The organism is Actinomadura sp. 6N118, from assembly GCF_044326415.1.
Taxonomy (GTDB): Bacteria; Actinomycetota; Actinomycetes; order Streptosporangiales; family Streptosporangiaceae; genus Spirillospora.
Genome location: NZ_JBIRAZ010000007.1, coordinates 369,785 through 386,926, shown reverse-complemented (window position 1 = coordinate 386,926; position 17,142 = coordinate 369,785). Strand labels below are relative to the sequence as shown.

Genomic DNA, 17,142 nt, shown 5'->3' with positions numbered 1-17,142 from the left:
GGCGCACTGTGCCGCCGGGCGAGGTTAGGGGCCCCTCAGCTGCGGGGTGGCGAGTCCGCGGTGCCGAGCCAGCAGGCGATCGCGGCGCCCCGGGCACGGACGCCCAGTTTGGCGAAGATGCGGTTGACGTGGTTCTTGACGGTGTACTCCGAGACGACCAGCATCGCGGCGATCTCACCGTTGGAACGGCCGCGCGCGATGAGGTCCATCACCTCGGCCTCGCGCCGGGAGAGCCCGAGATCGGCTCGCCGGTCTGCGGGCGGGGCCTCCGCGGCCTGGCGATCCCCGGGCCCCTCGCGCAGCGCCGCCACGACGGCGCGGCTCGCCTGCGGGGACAGGGGGCTGCTGCGGTCCGCGACCGTGTCCACGATGGCGGCGACGAGCTCCTCCGCGCCGAACGCGCCGTGCACGAGATAGCCCGCCGCGCCGTTGCGGATCGCAGCGCCGATCACTTCGGCGTCCGAGTCGTACGACAGCATGAGCACCTTGGCCAGCCCGCTCAGCGGCCCGGCCGCGGTCACCCCGTCCATCACCGGCATCCGCACGTCCAGCAGCACGAGGTCCGGGCACGCATGCCGGGCCAGCTCGATCGCCTGGGCGCCGTCGGACGCCTCCCCGACGACCTGGACGCCGCCCGACTCCAGCAGGGTCGTCAGGCCCGTCCGCACCACGGGGTTGTCATCCACCACGAGCACCCGGATCGGGCGCGGATCCTTGGAGGTCATGAGGCTCGTCTTTCTGGCGGGGGCGTCTCCGCGGCAGGAGACGGCACCGAGGGGACAGTGATCATGATGCTGGTCCCGGCCCCCGGGCGGGAATCGACGGTGAGCCTGCCGCCCACCTGACGTGCACGTTCCTCCATTCCGACAAGCCCGTAGTGACCCTCACGCGCGAAGAGACGCAGCCGCTCCCCCGCAGGCGCGGCGAATCCCCTGCCATCGTCCCGTACGACCAGCTCGACCCCCGCCGCCTGGCAGGTCAGGTGAACGTCCACCTGGCGCGCGCAGGCGTGCCTGGCCACGTTGGTGAGGGCCTCCTTCATGATCGAGATGACCTCGTACCGGATCTTCAGCGGCACATCGTGGTCGCCGGGCGGTCCGGGTACGGCGAAGAGCCGGACCGGAATCCCCTGGCTCGCGCTCCACTCGGCGGCGATCCGCTGCACCCCCACGTCCAGCGGCAGCGTGCAGGCCTCGTCCCGCAGGTCGGCAATGAGCCCGCGGGCCTCGCGCGTGGCGACCTGGAGGGCGGCGACGATGTCGCGCGCGGTGTGCTCGGCCTTGTCAGGCGAACGGCGGATCCAGGTCGGCAGCGCGGTGGCCGACATCGTGATGCCGTGCAGGGTCTTGGCCAGCGAGTCGTGCATCTCGCGGGCCAGCCGGGTGCGTTCTTCGGCCGCTGCGGCGACGGTCCTGGCGTTCCGCAGCGCGGCCTCGGCGTCCGCGTACTGGTCGAGGAGCCGCCGCAGGCACACTCCGGCGCAGGCCGCGACGGGATAGAAGCCGGATAGGAGGATCGCCGTGTCCGGACGTCCCGTGACCGGCTCCCCCAGGGCCACGGCCGCATAGCTGAGAACGATCTGGGTCACGCAGACCACCAGCACGGGACGCCACGAGTACAGGACCCCGGCGATCGCCGACGTCGACACCGTGAACAGGAATGCCGCCCCGAAGACCCCGCCCTGAACGAGCACGGCGGCGGCCAGAAGGGCGTCCACGCAGCACAGAGCAGGCCACCGCACCAGCCAGGCCAGCACCGGCCGCCAGAGGAAGATCCCGGCGGTGGACAGCAGGGCAAGCCCCGCCGCGCTGAGAGCAAGGCCCGCGTCCAGCCGGGCGGCGGGCGTCAGCGCCACCGCCATGGCGAGCCCGAGCAGCCGCAGAGAGAGAAGCAGCCGGAACGCGACTCCCAGCCGCACCCAGGTGGTCGAGCCGTTCATGGGCCGCACACCGCGTTGCCGTCGGCGATGCGCATGCTGTCCGACCTCTGGAAGAGCGCCATGATCCGGCTGAAGTTGTCGATCTTGAAGGCGCAGCCGCCGGTGGCCTGTGTCGCCGACCCCAGTTCGGGCGCGATCGTGCCGTCGAAGTCGAGCACGATCACGTTCACCGGGCGCTTCCGGTCGTAGGACTGCCTGACCTGCCGCAACGCCGCGCGCCCGGCGCGCCCGCCGCCCTTGTCCGCTCCGGAGGTGAGCACCACCACGGCGTTGAGTTTGTCCGGGACGTGGGTGCGCGTCACCTCCCGCTGGGCCGCCCGGATCGCCTCGTACAGGCGCGCTGTGCCCTCCTGCCGGGGCTGGAGCTTCCGCAGCGCCTCCTGGAGGCGCAACCGGTGCGCCACGCCGTCCGGATCGGTGTCGCCGAGCTCGCGGACGCGTGCCAGCGGGTCGTACGGGCGGCCGCGGCCGGTCGACACCCTCCAGAGCCCGAACGTGCTCCTGTCAGGCATGGATGCGAAGCCCGCACCCAGCGCGGTCATCATCTCGCTCAGCGGCTGGATCGCAGGGTCGGCCAGTCCCGCCGCCGGGCCCGAACGAGCGATCTTCGGGGGATCGATCACGACCAGGATGTTGGTGACGCGCGCGAAGTCCTGCCAGACCCCCCGGATGCGCGCCGCCGCGCCCCGCTTGGCGACTGCCATCCCGGTGGACGCGGGCGCGGAGAGCTCCGTCCCCGTCAGCAACAGGGAGCTACGGCCTCCGCCGTCGCGGAACGCGGGAACGGTGCCGACGGGCCCGCGCAGGCCCGTCCGCTGAAGATCACCAACCGTCCGGGCGGAACGCAGGGCGGTCCGGAAGTCGTGGGCGATCCGCTTCTTGTCCGGGTTGGTCGTGACGACCGTGAAGGGGAAGTCCAGGTAGGGCGTGCGGTCGGCCGGGTAGATGGCTCGTAGCTTGGAGCCGGTGCTGCGATTCTGCGACCACACCGACTGCTCCGGCAGGACGGCCACGTGCACGCGCCCGTCGTTCTTCTTCTCGGCCCGCATGCGTTCTCCGGCCCCCGCTGCGGGCAGGAGCTTGGTCGTACGGAGCGTCTGGGCGAACCGGTCGAGCCCGCCGGACGATGCCTCCAACGCCAGCAGGGTCGCCATCCCCGCACCGGTCCGATCCGGGTCGAGCATCCGAAGGCGCACCTTCCCGCTTGCACCGCTCGCACCGCTGCCGGCTCCCGCGCCACCGTCACCGCTGCCGGCTCCCGCGCCACCGTCACCGTCGCCGGGCCCCGCGCCACTGTCAGCGCTGCTGCTGGCCTTCCGGGACCGTACGCCCGCCGTGAGCCCCCGCCAGGTCACGTCCTCGTTGGGTGCGGCACCGTCGCTCTGCGCCGGCATGGCGAAGACCAGCGGCGATGATGCGACCGAGGCCACGTCCGTTCCAGGACCCGCCGTGCGCTTCGCCCTGCCGCGCGCCAGGTCGATCCACAACGACGAGTCGGGAATCCAGACGTCCGGCGGGGTCTGGCTGGTCGCGAACGACGCCGATGTCCGGTCCGAGTCTCCAGCCGTGACGCGCACCAACGCGCAGCGTGCCTTCGCCCGCTGATCGGCGTTGTAGCGCTCGGCCACGATGGTGGCGGCGGGAGCGATGGCCGGATCGACCGTGACGGCCAGCCACTGTGTGCGGCCGTCGCAGTCGGGCCCGCCGCGCGTCAACGCCCATCCGCCCGCACCGAGCAGCAGCCCGGCCGCCAGCGCGAGGGCCGCCGCGACCGTCAGCCGGTCATGGTTGCGCCGGGGCTGGGGCACCGGGTCGCCCCCCGGCGGGGACCATGGGGATGATCCATCCATGTCAGTCTCCCCGGACAGCGCCGTAGAGCGTGGAACGAGTGTCATCCTCGCGCCGCCCTACTCTGGCATAGCTCCATGAACAAGATCGTACGATTGCGCTCAATTTCCGGCGAAAGCTCCCAACTCTCCTTGGACCAATTGTCAATGGACGGACTGTCAATGCCCTGGAGAGGAGGAACCAGGGGGCCGGGCGGGTAGTCTGGTCAACGTGCGATCCCGTGTGGCACGCGTGCGTCGTCGCGACCGGTACGGCCGCGGCCTCCGTGGCCCTCTGACACCCCCACAGGCTCCGGTCTCCCGCACCCGCGCGGAGCGCTTCGACGACCTCGTCCGCGACGAGGTGCGCCGGCTGGAACAGCGCTGGGGGCGCGAGCTCGCGCAGGTCGAGTTCGCCGTCGATGAGGTCCCTGACCTCGGCCCCTGGTTCGACGGCCCTGTCCCGCTCGGCCAGACCGTGCCCGGCGACAACGGCCGCCCCGTCCGCATCGCGGTCTTCCGCCGCCCGGTCGAGGCCCGCGCCACCGGCGAACGAGACCTGGGCAGGCTCATCCGCGACCTCCTCGTAGAAGAGGTGGCCGACCTGCTGGGCGTCTCCCCCGAATCCGTAGACCCGAGCTACGACACCCCCGACGACTGACCTCACCCGCGTGTGATCATCCTCACTCCCGAGGCCAACCGCCGCGCGTCCTGAGCACCCGCGCATCCCCGCGCGTCTGAGCGCCCGCGCGCATAGCCCCGGCCGCTCGTTTTGAGCGCGCGCGTGACCGCGTCGTCTCAGCCGCCATCACGCTACGTCGCCATCTTGTTACCGACTTGATGCCCTGTCAGCTCGACAGGGCATCCGTGTGTGCGCGGATTTGGCCTGTGTGACTGCTTTGGGGGTTGGGCTGCGGTAGTGCTCAGGGGCCTAGAGCTTTGTACCTGGGGCTCTGGTGCGAAAGGTGGCAAACGGTCATGATCATGGCACCGTCATGATCATCGGGATCATGGCCGTGTCATGAAGGGCCCCCGCGCATGCCCCCCATATCGCGCAAGGTGGCCAGTACGGCGATCGCCGTACTGGCCGCCGTCGGCACACTGAGCATCCCCACTCCAGCACAAGCGGCGCCCTCCGGAGCCGTCTACTTTGTCCACGGGATCGACTGGAACCACTCCGCCGCGGGTGACGCGCAGCTCAACTGTGAGAGCGCCTGGAAGGCGGCCAAGGCCGCCCTTAAGAACCGCGGCTGGACCGGCAGCCTGGTCACCTGGGGCTTCTACGCCAAGGACACCCGCTGCACCCGCAAGTTCAACGGCAATCTCAACACGCGGGTCCAGGAGCTGGGCCGCAGGCTCGCCTGGGACATCCACAACCACTACACGAAACAAGGGAAACCCGTAGACGTGGTGGCGCACTCGATGGGCGGCGTGGTCGTGCGCGCCGCCATCGAGGGCGTGCGGCGGTACGGGAAGAACGCGGACTGGCCCGACAAGCTTCAGATCAAGGACGTCGTCACGTTCAGCTCGCCTCACACGGGCACCAGCTGGGCGACCTCATGCACGGCGCTCCGCGGCTGGAAGCAGTGCAGCGACCTGCGGCCCGGCAGCGGCTTCCTCAAGTGGGCCGGGCAGAACCCCCAGGCGGCCGGCGGAACGGACTGGACCCTCATCGGCGCGAGTGACGACGACATGATCACCAGCGGCTCGGCGACGGGCATGCGGGCGAAGCACAAGTCGATTTATGCCGCAGGGCAGGGCCTGGAGCACACCACAATCAAGAACAAAGGCACCGGCAACAGCTGGAAGTCGCGGTACACCAACAACTCCGGGGAGACCTGGCGTAATCGCACCGGCCCAGGACCTCTGCGGCTGATGTACGACGCGCTTTCCTCGACCGCGCACTGATTGACAGGGCCATAGTTCTCAGGCACTAGCCGGAATGGGCCCAGGGCATCTTCGCGTGGCGCGGCGTCGGCGTGATTATTGAGGCGTTCGCCATGCGGCCCCTGATCTCGGAGAACATGGCGAATCGCGAAGACGTGAGTGGATCGACCCTTTCCACTCTCGCGGTGGGCCCCGGCCTGAGGGGACGGGGCTCACATCGCGCTCAGGCGCTCAGGGAATGAGCGCGGTCTGGGAGTCTCCCACTGGCGGCAAGGTGACCGTACTGAGTGCCGGGCCGATAGGCAGGATCGTGAAGAGCCCTTTGTCGCCCTTGCCTGTGGCGAGGTTGCGCGCGGCGTGCACGGGACCTGAGCCCGGTCGCGGAACGATCAGCGTGCCATAGCCCCCTTCGCCCGGGCCGGTGAGCTTGATCTCGACCGTCCGACCCGCTCCGACCTTGACGTCCTGGGGTGAGCCCTGGCCTTTCGGGTCCACCGACGTCACCCGGACGGTGGCGGCGCCGGCGGGCGCGGTCAGCTGGAGATACGCCGAGAAACGGTTGTCGGTGACAAAGCCGCCGTGCGCACCCAGCGGCAGTGTGGCTGTGCCGTACGCGACGTCGGCGCCGCGCTGGGCGGACAGGCCCGTGACGATCGGCCGGTCGGACACGAGCCTGACCGCGGCGGGCTTGCCCGACAGGGCACGGTCGAGATCGAACGGGGTCACCGTCTCGGCGGGGGCGTCCAGTACGTCCTGTCCCTGCGGGGCGAACGCGCCGCTGGCGGTGATCACCTGGATGCGGATCCGGGCGTCCTGCTCGCCGGGCACGCCGATCAGCAGCTGGCGCCGCCCGCCGCCGCCAGGCACTCCCGGCACCACGAGCGAGGTGGCGGGCGCCGGCGACAAGGGCATCCACTCGATGCCCTTCTTCTCGTCGACCCGCACCCGGATGGAGGCCGCCACCCGGCCGGTCCCGGCACGCACGTGCAGCGCCAGATCGCGCGCGGTGGTCACGATGTCGCCGAGCCCTTCGGGCGACTTCCCGATGCGGACGATCTTGGTGCTGTACGGCTCGACGGGGATGCCGTGGCCGTCCACGGTGTCCAGCGGTCCCTCGCCGGACAGCGCGGTGACGTCGACCGAGGCGGGCTGTGCGTCCACGTTCGTGAGGTAGAGGTCGATGCGCTCGGCGGCGACCGGTCCGGGGCCGAGGAACCACAGGTCCGTCCCCGGGCGGGCACATCGGGTCCCTGCCAGCCCGCGGTCCGGCCCGCCGGGCCAGTGGATGGTCCGTTCGGCCTCCAGCCCGGCGGCGAGCGGCCCGCTGCCCCGGACGGTGAACGAGTCGTTCTTGTCGCGGCGTATGTCCTTGGCCCAGGACGTCCCCGCGTTGGGCACCGAGGCGAGCGGCTTGCCGTTCGTGGTCTGGACGACGTCCACCTTGCCGCTGCCGGACGCGCCCTTGGGGGGCGTCAGGAGGCTCAGGCGCCCGTCCTCGCCGCCCCAGGGGCAGACGAGGGACGCCCAGGCCACCGGCACCTCGACGCTCTTCGCCGCGGTCCGCGTGCGGTCTTCGGGGCGGGACAGGGTCGCGGCTCCGTACAGCGCCAGCAGTGCCACCAGCACGAGGCCGGCAGTGGCGTAGCGGAAGCCCAGCAGGCGGAGGATCTTGTCCATCTACGTACGCTCCTCGGACCCGGCCCGCTGAGCGTCCACGGTCTCGATGGGCCCCGGTTCGCCGGACTCGCTCGACCCCGGTTCTCCGGACTTACTCGGCCCCGGCGCTTCGGATTCATTCGGCCCAGGTGCTCCGGACTCGCTCGGCGCGCCCTCGGCCGTCTCAGGCTGAACGCCTCGTCGGAGGCGGAGGGACTCCGTCCGGCGGACCAGCGAGCCTGCGGCGGCGCGTGCCCGGCGTCTGCGGGCCCGGCCATGACGCCCGTGGCCGCCGGACGCGACCTGCCCTTCCAGCTGCACACCAGGCAGCGCCAGAGCGGCGACCAGCAGGACCGCGATCCCCTGGACGCCGACCCACAGGTGCCGCACCATCATGCCGCGCGACAGTTCGAACTCGCCGCCGCTCGCCGGCAACTCGTAGCCCTGGGCCCAGCCGTCCACGGTCTTGGACGTGACCTCGGCGCCGTTGAACTCGGCGCGCCAGCCGCCGTCGGCAGGTTCGGCGAGAAGCAGCATCCGGGGGCCGGTCCCGGCAGGGACGGTCACGGTCGCCGAGACGGCCGGAGTCTGCCCGGCGGTCAGCGGCGTCACGACCCCGTCGTCCAGCAACATCAGGCGACCCGCTGACGAGGGGAGGCGCCAGGTCCCGAAGTCGCGCGTGCGGCTGAGCCGGGTGAGCTCGGGGTTCGCGTCGAGGATTCCGGTCAGTGCGTCGCGTCCGGGCCGGGGCACGAGGACGTACTGGACGCCCATCCGGGTGAGCGCCTGGCCGTCGCCGACCCGGCCGCCCGCGAGCCCGGCGACGAATCCGTCCATCCTGCGCCGCGCCGTCTCGTTCACCGGTGTCTCGGCCTCGCCGAGCATCGGCTCGCGGCCGCGTACGACGGTGTAGGCGACGCGGCCGGAACCTTCGCGGTGCATGACCAGCGTCCGCGGCCCTGTCGGCGCGTTCACGAACGCGGGAATGACATCGGGGTCGACCTTGCCGAGCGGACCGCCGGCGCCTTGAGCGATCCAGACTCCGGCTGCGAGCACGGGCACGCTGAGCGCGGCGAGCACGACCACCGCCCCGCCTGCCTGGTACGTGAGGTGGCGGCCGGCGAGGACCTCCACACCGCGCTGCACCGCCGCGGTGGCGGCCAGGAGCACGCCCGCGGCGGCGAAGACGAGTGCCACGCCCGGCCAGGCCGGTGCCTCGTCGGCGCCCTTCGACACCGTGGCCATGCTGACCAGGATCGCGGTGACGCCACCGAAGATGGCGAGCATCCAGCCTGCCAGCACGGCGGTCCGCCGGCCGCGCAGCGGAAGCGCGCAGATCGCGATCAGGAGCAGCCCGTACATCGTCCAGCGTGCGGGGGTGCCCGGACCGCCGGGGTTGAGCGCAAGCAGGTCGCGGGCGGCGGCGGGCGTGACCGCCGTGTGCAGCCCCGCTTCGAGCAAGAAGCGGGACGGGTGCAGCAGCAGGCCCACCGTCCACGGCAGCAGGAGCAGCGGCGGCGTCGCCAGCGCGATGACCAGGTTGCGGCGGCCGCCGCCACGCGCCCGGCTCTCGAAGAGCACCCAGGTCAGGGCACCCGCGACGAGTGCGAGCGGCCAGGTCAGCGGAACGAATGCCATCGCCACCGTGAGCAGCAGCGCGACACACCAGGCCGCACGCCGTGCACGCTTGTGCCGCAGCACCGGATCGGCGGGCCTGGCTTTCCGTGGCAGGCCGTACATCCGCGCCACCTGGACGGCGATCAGCGGCAGCAGCACGATCACCACGGCGGTGCCGAGCCGGCCGCCCGCGATGGCGCCGGTGGCGGCGGGCAACAGCGCGTACACGGCCGCGAACCAGGCCCGGATGTACGGCGCGGGGACGCGGCGGCGCGGGTGGTGGACACGCCGGCCGGACACCGGGTCGTCGGAGACGACGAGCCTGGCCGCGAGGTAGGCCGCGAGCCCGGCCATCGGGACGCTCCCGAGCAGCAGCACCGAGACGACGATCCAGGGCTTGCCGAACGTGATCGTGGACAGCAGCGCGAGGACGGCCACGTACGGCGGGCTGCCCGCGTCCGATCCGAGGCCGACCGGATGCCAGCCCGAGACGTACTGGGCCCACAGCTCGTCCGCACCGCCCCAGGCCGGCACGAGCGCACCGCCGCCGAGCCGCCCGGCGGCGATGATCAGCGAACGCTCGGCGGCGATCGAGACGACGGTGAGGCCCAGGACGAGCACGAGCCCCGGGTGCGCGAGCAACCGGCGGATCACACTCGGCCTGTCGGGGATCGGGACATCCTCGTCGTGGCGGCGGCTGGCCGCGTTCTTGGCGGCGCTCTTGGCGGCCAGGTGGTTCCCCAGCGCCTCGAAGGTCTGGCGCAGCGCTACCCACCGGGCCTGGTAGCGCTTGATGGAGTGATAGACGTGCCGCCGGCCATCGGCTCGCGCGGCGCGTGCGCGCATCAACCGCCGCGGGCTCCGCAGCACGTCGCCGAGCGCACCCAGCTCGTCTTTCGCCGCCTGTTGCTGCTTGACCACGAGCAGGAAGATGATGCGGACGAACGTCGACCAGATGTTGCGGACCAGCGTCCGCACCATCGGGAACACGGGCAGGTTGGCCAGCAGGGCGTAGAGCGCGTTGCGGCGGTCACGGCGCCGCGGCGACTCGGCCGACATGCCGATCTCGCGCACTCCCCGCCGGGACGCCTCGGCGTGGAAGACCACCGCGTCGCTGACCGCGACCACCCGGTGCCCGGCGGCGTGCGCCCGCCAGCAGAAGTCGAGGTCGTCGCGGAAAAGCCCGAACTCGGTGTCGAAGCCGCCCAGCCGTTCCCACACGTCCCGGCGCACCAGCATCCCGGCGCTGCCGACGGAGAGCACATCCTTGATGCCGTCGTGCTGCCCCTGGTCGAACTCGCTGCGGTCGAGGCCGGTCTCGCGGCGGCCGGCACCGTCGATGGTGACGCCCAGTTCGAGCAGCACCCGGCGGTCGGTCCAGTCGCGGAGTTTGGGGCCGAGGACGGTCGCGTTGGGGTCGGCGTCGGCCACCCGCAGCAGCAGCGCGAGCGCGTCGTGCGCGGGCGCCGAGTCATCGTGGAGCAGCCAGATCCATTCGGTGCGGGGCTCACCCGGTGCCTCGTCAGGGACGGGGACCGAGGCCGCGGGATGCTTCAGCGCCTCAGCCAGCGCCATGCCATATCCGGTCGTCCGGGGCAGTGTGAGCACGTTGCCGGGACCCACGACCTCTCCCAGCACGGCGGGACCGCGGTCCCGGCTGCCGGTGTCGACCGCGACGAGTCGCTGCACCGGCCGGGTCTGGGTCAGCAGCGCCTTGAGCGTCTCCGGCAGCCAGCGAGCACCCTCGTGCGCGACAAGGACGGCCGTGACGACGTGACGATCGGCTGGGCGAGGGCTGCGATCGGCTGGGCGGGAGAGTGGAGTCGACAAGGGGCGCTCGCGGGGTCGACGGGCAGCAGCCGTGCCGGCCCATGGGCCGGCACGGCTGACCACTGTACGCGTGGCCCGGGAGACCCGCCCTGGGATCCCCCTAGATCGGGGAGGTCCCCCTCGAACGAGGGGCCAGGGCTTACCCGGTCAGACGGCCTGGCGCTTCAGCTTGCGGCGTTCGCGCTCCGACAGTCCTCCCCAAATTCCGAAACGTTCATCGTGCTGAAGCGCGTACTCCAAGCACTCTGCCCGCACCTCGCATGCCCGGCACACCTTCTTGGCCTCGCGAGTGGAGCCGCCCTTCTCCGGAAAAAATGCCTCCGGGTCCGTCTGCGCGCACAGCGCGCGCTCCTGCCAGCCCAACTCTTCACCGTCTGTGCCGTGCGCCAGCGGGATCACTACCTCGCTCACAGCGCACCTCCTAGCCCGTGGAGCCCCCTGGTCAATGCCTTCCCTCAGCTCCATCCCCCGAGAAGGCATAGAACTACACGCACGAAATTACACGCGTGTAAGACCCGGTCCGTCAAGCGGAACAAGTTTCCGGGGTGACATAGGGAGCTATTTGGGGATCGAAACGATCGAGATTGACCAGTGATCAGTTCCGGCCGTCAGATATTCACTGCGGCGGACGGTTGTCCCGGTACCAGTCGCCGCCCTCTTCAGGGCTCTGCTCTCCCTGCTGCCCTTGCTGACCCTGCTGGCCCTGCTGCCCGTATCCGGGCTGGCCGTATCCGCCGCCCTGGCCGCTGTCGTCGGATGATCCACCGTAGGCACGGGTCCACTCCCCGGCGCCCTCTTCCTCGGCGGCGGGCTGCTGGTATCCGGCCTGGCCGCCGTACTGCTGCTGGCCCTGCTGGCCCTGCTGGTCGTAACCGGCCTGCTGGCCCTGCTGGTCATAACCCGCCTGCTGGCCGTATTGCTGCTGCCCGTACTGCTGCTGGTCGCCGTAACCCTGCTGAGCCTGGTCGCCATAGCCTTGTTGGGCCTGGTCGCCATAGCCCTGCTGGCCGTACGCCTGCTGGCCGTACTGCTGCTGGCCATAGCCCTGCTGCTGCTCATAGCCGGCCTGCTGGCCGTATTGCTGCTGCTCGTAGCCCTGCTGCTGGCCGTACTGCTGCTGACCCTGCTGGCCCTGCTGGCCCTGCTGGTAGCCGTAGTCGGGGTACGGGCCGGGCACCTGGCCGGGCGCCGCCGCCTTTGGGCGCGTCGGCTGCATGCCCTGGAAGACCGTGAAGATGACCCAGCCGCCGATGCCGATCACGGCGAGCTTGGCGACACCGACCAGGAACGCGGCGAGCTTGGCCGAAGCACTGATCTTGACTTCGGTCACGCCGTCCCCGCCTGCGAGCATGCCCGCCAGCCAGGAGATGACGGTGAACAGCGCGATGCCGCCGAGCACGCCGAGGGCACCCATCACGATGGTGCGCGCCTGCGAGGTGGGCGGGTCCAGCCAGGTGACGAGAAACACGGCGAGCACGAGAAGCCCGACGACGGCGACACTGGTGAAAGTACCGCCGGAGATCTCCGAGAACGCGTTGTACTTGAAGCTGTTTCCGGACAAGAGGCCGATGATGCCGGCGAGCAGTTGCAGGCCGGCAGAGGCGACCAGTACCCAGGCGGCCGGTTCACGCAAACGCTGGACGGCTTCCTTATTCACGACCATCTCTCCAGACAGAGGGAATCGGTTTCCTACCCAAAGCTTTGCACATCGTGCTGCCCGGCGTACGCCAGGCAATGATCGTCCAGGCAGGTGTTTACCCGCGGCGTGCCTCATAGAGCGGCCAAGTGCGGTACAAGAGCCGTACCGGCGTCGGGGGCGGGGCCTCGGGCGCCCTAGGCTGGCCCGCATGAGGATCGTGGCGCTGGCGGGCGGCATCGGCGGAGCCCGCTTCCTGCGCGGACTGCAGGCGGCCGCCCCCGCGGCCGAGATCACAGTGATCGGCAACACCGGCGACGACATCACGCTGTTCGGACTCCGGGTCTGTCCCGATCTGGACACCGTGATGTACACGCTCGGCGGCGGCATCAACGAGGACCAGGGCTGGGGCCGGACCGGCGAGAGCTTCACCGTCAAGGAGGAGCTGCTGGAGTACGGGGTCGGACCGAGCTGGTTCGGCCTCGGCGACCGCGACTTCGCGACCCACATCGTGCGCACCCAGATGCTCGCGGCCGGATATCCGCTGTCGGCCGTCACCGAGGCGCTGTGCGACCGCTGGCAGCCGGGCGTCCGGCTGATCCCGATGACCGATGACCAGGCCGAGACGCATGTCGTGATCGACGATCCGGACACCGGGCGGCGTGCCATCCACTTCCAGGAGTGGTGGGTACGGCTGCGCGCCTCGATCCCCGCCGAGTCGATCGCGCTCGTCGGCGCCGAGGACGCCAAGCCCGCGCCGGGCGTACTGGAGGCGATCGAGGCCGCCGACGTCGTGCTCTTCCCGCCGTCCAACCCGGTCGTGAGCATCGGCACGATCCTGTCCGTGCCGGGCGTCCGCGCCGCCGTCGCGGCCAAGACCGTGGTCGGGGTCTCCCCGATCATCGGCGGCGCGCCGGTGCGCGGCATGGCCGACGCGTGCCTCACCGCGATCGGCGTGGAGACCTCCGCCCAGGCCGTCGCCGAGCTGTACGGGCCGGACCTGGTGAACGGGTGGCTGGTGGCAGAGGCGGACTCCGGCGTACGGGTCGACGGCATGGACGTGCGGTCCCGTCCGTTGTTGATGAGCGACCCGGAAGCCACCGCGGCCATCGCCCGTGCCGCGCTCGACCTCGCCGAGGAGCTCGCGTGACGTTGCAGGTGTTCGGGCTCCAGGGACTGCCGCAGGTACAGGAGGGCGATGACATCGCCGCCCTCGTGCCGGCCGGGACGATCGAGGACGGCGACATCCTCGTGATCACGTCCAAGATCGTGAGCAAGGCCGAGGGCCGCGTGCTCGTCGCCGACGACCGCGAGAAGGCGATCGACGCCGAGACCGTCCGGGTGGTGGCCCGCCGGGCGCACGCCCACGGTGAGACGCGGATCGTCGAGACGCGGCAGGGACTCGTGCTCGCCGCCGCCGGCGTCGACGCCTCCAACACCGCGCCCGGCACCGTGCTGCTCCTGCCCGCCGACCCGGACGAGTCGGCCCGCCGGATCCGCGCCGCGCTGCGCGAGCGCACCGGCGTGAACGCCGCCGTCATCGTGTCCGACACGCTCGGGCGCCCATGGCGGATCGGCCTGACCGACGCCGCGATCGGTGTGGCTGGGCTGGCGCCGCTGGACGACCTGCGCGGCCGGGACGACGCGTACGGCAACCGCCTGGAGGCGACCGTCACGGCGATCGCCGACGAGCTCGCGTCGGCCGCCGAGCTGGTCAAGGGCAAGCTCGACGGCGTGCCGATCGCCGTGGTCCGCGGCATGGGCGGGCTGGTCACCGAGGAGGACGGCCCGGGGGCGCGTGCGCTGGTGCGGCCGTCGTCCGAGGACATGTTCCGGTACGGATCGTCCGACGTGCTGCACGCGCGCCGGACGATCCGGGAGTTCACCGACGAGCCGGTGGACCCGGCGGTGGTCCGCCGGGCGGTCGCCGCCGCGATCACCGCGCCCGCCCCGCACCACACGACGCCCTGGCGTTTCGTCCTGCTGGAATCAGCCGACGCCCGGATCGAACTGCTGGACGCCATGCGCGACGCGTGGGAGGCGGATCTGCGCCGCGACGGCTTCTCCGAGGAGTCGATCACCAAGCGGCTGCGGCGCGGCGATGTGCTCCGGCGTGCCCCGTACCTGATCGTCCCGTGCCTGGTGATGGACGGCTCGCACGACTACCCGGACGCGCGCCGGGCGGGCGCCGAGCGCGAGATGTTCGTCGTCGCGATGGGCGCGGGCGTGGAGAACCTGCTGGTCGGCCTGGCGGTCGAGGGGCTTGGTTCCTGCTGGGTGTCGAGCACGATGTTCTGCCGCGACGTCGTTCGCGAGGCCCTGGACATCCCGGACGAGTGGGACCCCATGGGGGCGATCGGGGTGGGGCACGCCGCCGCGCCGCCGCGCGACCGGCCGCCGCGCAGCCCCGACGCGTTCATCGAGGTGCGCTAGCCGGGCCGGATAGCGGAGTCATCGGCTGGACCAGGAGCGGAGCGCCTGGTCGATCTCCTTCTGGGTGGGCAGGCGCAGGACGCGCGGCGCGGTCTCGGTGAGGCCGTGGTCGCGCGCGTACGCCGCTCCCATCGCGCCCTCGGGCGTACGGAAGCCGAATCGTTGCAGCGTCTCGCGGGCGGAACGGGAGCCCAGCGCCGACAGGAAGGCCGCCGCGCCGTCGTGCCGGAGCGGATCCCGGGCGGTGATCGCGAACGGATGGTCGAGCATCAGCGTCCCCTCCCGGGGCGGCAGCGCCACCACGGGATTGGGCCGGTGCGCGTCGTTGTAGGCGACCACGGCCTGCTCGGAGGTCACCGCCAGCGGGCGGACGAAGCGTTCCATGCCGGCGAGGTCGTGCAGTGGGGTGATCTCCGCGCCGCGCCGCAGCTCACCGACGATCCGCCCGTTCACCGGCTTCTTCTGGACCTGCGCGAGGGCGATCATGGCGACGGTGCCGGTCATCCCTTTCGCCGGGTCGGTCGTGCGGTGTGCCAGCGTGATTCCCTTGGCCTTCCGGCCGAGCAACAGCCGCCAGGTGGGCGCCACGCCGGCGTTGCGGAACTCGGCGTCCACAGGACGGGTGGTCGCGAGCACCACGGCCGAAGTGGCGAACGAGGGCGCGCCCGCAGGGACCGTCTGGTGCCCAGCGCGGCGTGCGACGCCGAGCCACAGCGACGACTCGGGGATCCACGCGTCACTGCGCTGAGCGTTCGTGTTCGCGGGCGTACGGACGTAGTCGGCGGGAGCGATCGCTGTGATCTGAGCCCGGATACAGCGGCCGCCGACCCGTCGCGACTCCACGTTGAAGCGGTCCGCCACGTTCCGCAGGGCCGGGGCGAGTTCGGGCTGCGCGGCGATCTTCACTTCCAGCGGCGCACCGCTGCACGTCTCGGAGAACGCACCGAGCGCCCAGGCTCCTCCACCGCCGACGCCAGCGGCGACAAGGGCGCCGACCGCTAGGAGGACGGGCAACCGGCGACGGCGCGGGGGCATCGCCGAGGGCCTATCGGCAGACCGGTCATTCGCCGTTCTTTCCACAGAAGCACTCATCCGTCGCATTAGTCATGACAAGATCGTTACGGCTCCCCTCCAAGGAGTCACCGAAAGAGATCCACCCAAAGATTACGAGTAATGCCGGCGGCGACGACCGACCGGCTTGTCATAAGAGCGGCAGTGGAGCGATCCACCAGCCGCTCGCCCCCCGCTGGGCGCGGCGGCAATTTCGGCGCGCCCGAAAGGAGTTCGCTCTCCCTCATGAAGCAGCGAGCACGCCTCATCATCGCTTCGGCGATCGCCATAGCCTGCGCGACGGCGGCACTCATCGCCGTCGTCCTCAGCACCGGAAACAATTCCGCAACCGCTGGGAACGTCAGCAACGCCGATGCCGCGCGCGAGTTCCCGACCACCGCCGCCCTCGGCGGCCTGAAGGTCAAGGACCTCAAGGCCAAGTCGTACAAGCAGTACCCCAAGGGCACCAAGATCAAGATCAAGTGCCAGGCCTGGGGCACGCTGGCCTACGAGTCGTACGTCTGGGACAAGACCACGGACAACCTGTGGATCCCCGACCACTACGTCAAGACCGGCTACAGCAAGTTCGTGCCGGACATCCCGAAGTGTGACAACGACAAGCCGACGGCCGGACCCGGCTACGGCAAGCCCGTCTTCGAAGACCCCCGCTGCCTCCAGCCGGGGGCGCACCACGGCCGGCAGAGCCGGGCCGCCGCGCGCAAGGTGAAGGGCTCCACCAAGGGCACCTCCAAGCAGAAGGTCGAGCGGGTCATCTCGGCGGCCCTCTCCCAGACCGGCAAGAAGATCCCGTACTCCTGGGGCGGCGGCGGCCTGGGCGGCCCGAGCTGCGGCAACCCCAAGAACCACTTCCGTGAGAGCGCGGACGACTACAACCGCTACGGGTACGACTGCTCGGGCTTCACGGCCTACGCGTTCTGGAAGGGCGCCGGCAAGGACATCGGCCCGGCCACCGGATTCCAGTTCACGAAGGGCGAGAAGGTCTCCTACAAGAACCTGCGCCGCGGCGACATGATCTTCTGGGGCGGTGGCGAGAACGGCTGGAAGACCACCCACGTCGCGATCTACCTCGGCAAGGGCAAGATCGTCGAGGCCAAGTGGCCGCGCACCACGACCAGCGTGCACGTCCGCAAATTCACCAAGTCGGCGGAGAAGAACCTCGCCGCGCACGCGATCCGCGTCTTCGCCTGACCCCGGAGAAAGCTGATCAAAGAGGCTTCCAAGCGCAGCTTGTCCCTTGAAAGGGAGGC

General features: G+C 70.9%; 13 protein-coding genes. 5 read left to right on the top strand and 8 right to left on the bottom strand.

Annotation, left to right across the window (positions count from 1 at the left end; genetic code table 11):
• Positions 1-35: 35 nt before the first annotated feature.
• Genes ACH34W_RS20715 through ACH34W_RS20705 form a run of 3 tightly spaced genes read right to left on the bottom strand, consistent with a single transcriptional unit; the run spans position 36 to position 3,789 of the window.
• Positions 36-725 (bottom strand): response regulator, encoded by a 690-nt coding sequence (locus ACH34W_RS20715; RefSeq protein ID WP_395962559.1) that lies wholly within the window; start codon positions 723-725, stop codon positions 36-38.
• The gene (locus ACH34W_RS20710) at positions 722-1,939 is read right to left on the bottom strand and encodes a sensor histidine kinase (protein ID WP_395962558.1); all 1,218 of its coding nucleotides are present in this window, start codon (positions 1,937-1,939) and stop codon (positions 722-724) included. The genes ACH34W_RS20715 and ACH34W_RS20710 overlap by 4 nt, the downstream gene beginning before the upstream one ends.
• Positions 1,936-3,789, bottom strand: a complete 1,854-nt coding sequence (locus ACH34W_RS20705) for a substrate-binding domain-containing protein (RefSeq protein WP_395962557.1) — start codon at positions 3,787-3,789, stop codon at positions 1,936-1,938. The genes ACH34W_RS20710 and ACH34W_RS20705 overlap by 4 nt, the downstream gene beginning before the upstream one ends.
• Before the next feature lie 208 nt (positions 3,790-3,997).
• On the opposite strand from ACH34W_RS20705, the gene ACH34W_RS20700 reads away from it, so the two are divergent.
• Together ACH34W_RS20700 and ACH34W_RS20695 are read left to right on the top strand one after the other, a co-directional pair.
• The gene (locus ACH34W_RS20700; protein ID WP_395962556.1) at positions 3,998-4,426 is read left to right on the top strand and encodes a metallopeptidase family protein; all 429 of its coding nucleotides are present in this window, start codon (positions 3,998-4,000) and stop codon (positions 4,424-4,426) included.
• Between the two features lie 377 nt (positions 4,427-4,803).
• Positions 4,804-5,673 carry an esterase/lipase family protein gene (locus ACH34W_RS20695; RefSeq protein ID WP_395962555.1) on the top strand — a complete coding sequence of 290 codons (870 nt, stop codon included), beginning with the start codon at positions 4,804-4,806 and terminating at the stop codon, positions 5,671-5,673.
• A 210-nt stretch (positions 5,674-5,883) separates the two neighbouring features.
• Here ACH34W_RS20695 and ACH34W_RS20690 read toward each other — a convergent pair whose 3' ends face one another.
• The 4 genes from ACH34W_RS20690 to ACH34W_RS20675 all read right to left on the bottom strand — a co-directional run bounded on the left by ACH34W_RS20690 (position 5,884) and on the right by ACH34W_RS20675 (position 12,412).
• Positions 5,884-7,329, bottom strand: a complete 1,446-nt coding sequence (locus ACH34W_RS20690; protein ID WP_395962554.1) for a DUF5719 family protein — start codon at positions 7,327-7,329, stop codon at positions 5,884-5,886.
• The gene (locus ACH34W_RS20685) at positions 7,330-10,755 is read right to left on the bottom strand and encodes a glycosyltransferase family 2 protein (RefSeq protein ID WP_395962553.1); all 3,426 of its coding nucleotides are present in this window, start codon (positions 10,753-10,755) and stop codon (positions 7,330-7,332) included.
• Positions 10,756-10,902: 147 nt separating this feature from the next.
• The gene (locus tag ACH34W_RS20680; protein ID WP_067487041.1) at positions 10,903-11,166 is read right to left on the bottom strand and encodes a WhiB family transcriptional regulator; all 264 of its coding nucleotides are present in this window, start codon (positions 11,164-11,166) and stop codon (positions 10,903-10,905) included.
• A gap of 205 nt (positions 11,167-11,371) precedes the next feature.
• Positions 11,372-12,412: a hypothetical protein gene (locus ACH34W_RS20675; RefSeq protein ID WP_395962552.1), complete on the bottom strand. Its 1,041-nt coding sequence runs from the start codon at positions 12,410-12,412 to the stop codon at positions 11,372-11,374.
• 190 nt (positions 12,413-12,602) lie between these two features.
• On the opposite strand from ACH34W_RS20675, the gene cofD reads away from it, so the two are divergent.
• A complete protein-coding gene (gene cofD, locus ACH34W_RS20670) occupies positions 12,603-13,541 on the top strand; it encodes a 2-phospho-L-lactate transferase (protein WP_395962551.1) in 939 nt (312 codons plus the stop codon).
• Positions 13,538-14,824, top strand: coding sequence for a coenzyme F420-0:L-glutamate ligase (locus ACH34W_RS20665; RefSeq protein ID WP_395962550.1), 1,287 nt, complete (start codon positions 13,538-13,540; stop codon positions 14,822-14,824). Before cofD ends, ACH34W_RS20665 begins: the two co-directional genes overlap by 4 nt.
• A gap of 18 nt (positions 14,825-14,842) precedes the next feature.
• Here ACH34W_RS20665 and ACH34W_RS20660 read toward each other — a convergent pair whose 3' ends face one another.
• Positions 14,843-15,859: a substrate-binding domain-containing protein gene (locus ACH34W_RS20660; RefSeq protein ID WP_395962549.1), complete on the bottom strand. Its 1,017-nt coding sequence runs from the start codon at positions 15,857-15,859 to the stop codon at positions 14,843-14,845.
• Between the two features lie 261 nt (positions 15,860-16,120).
• Between ACH34W_RS20660 and ACH34W_RS20655 the strand changes: the two genes are divergently transcribed.
• Positions 16,121-17,083, top strand: coding sequence for an NlpC/P60 family protein (locus tag ACH34W_RS20655; protein ID WP_395962548.1), 963 nt, complete (start codon positions 16,121-16,123; stop codon positions 17,081-17,083).
• Positions 17,084-17,142: the final 59 nt, after the last annotated feature.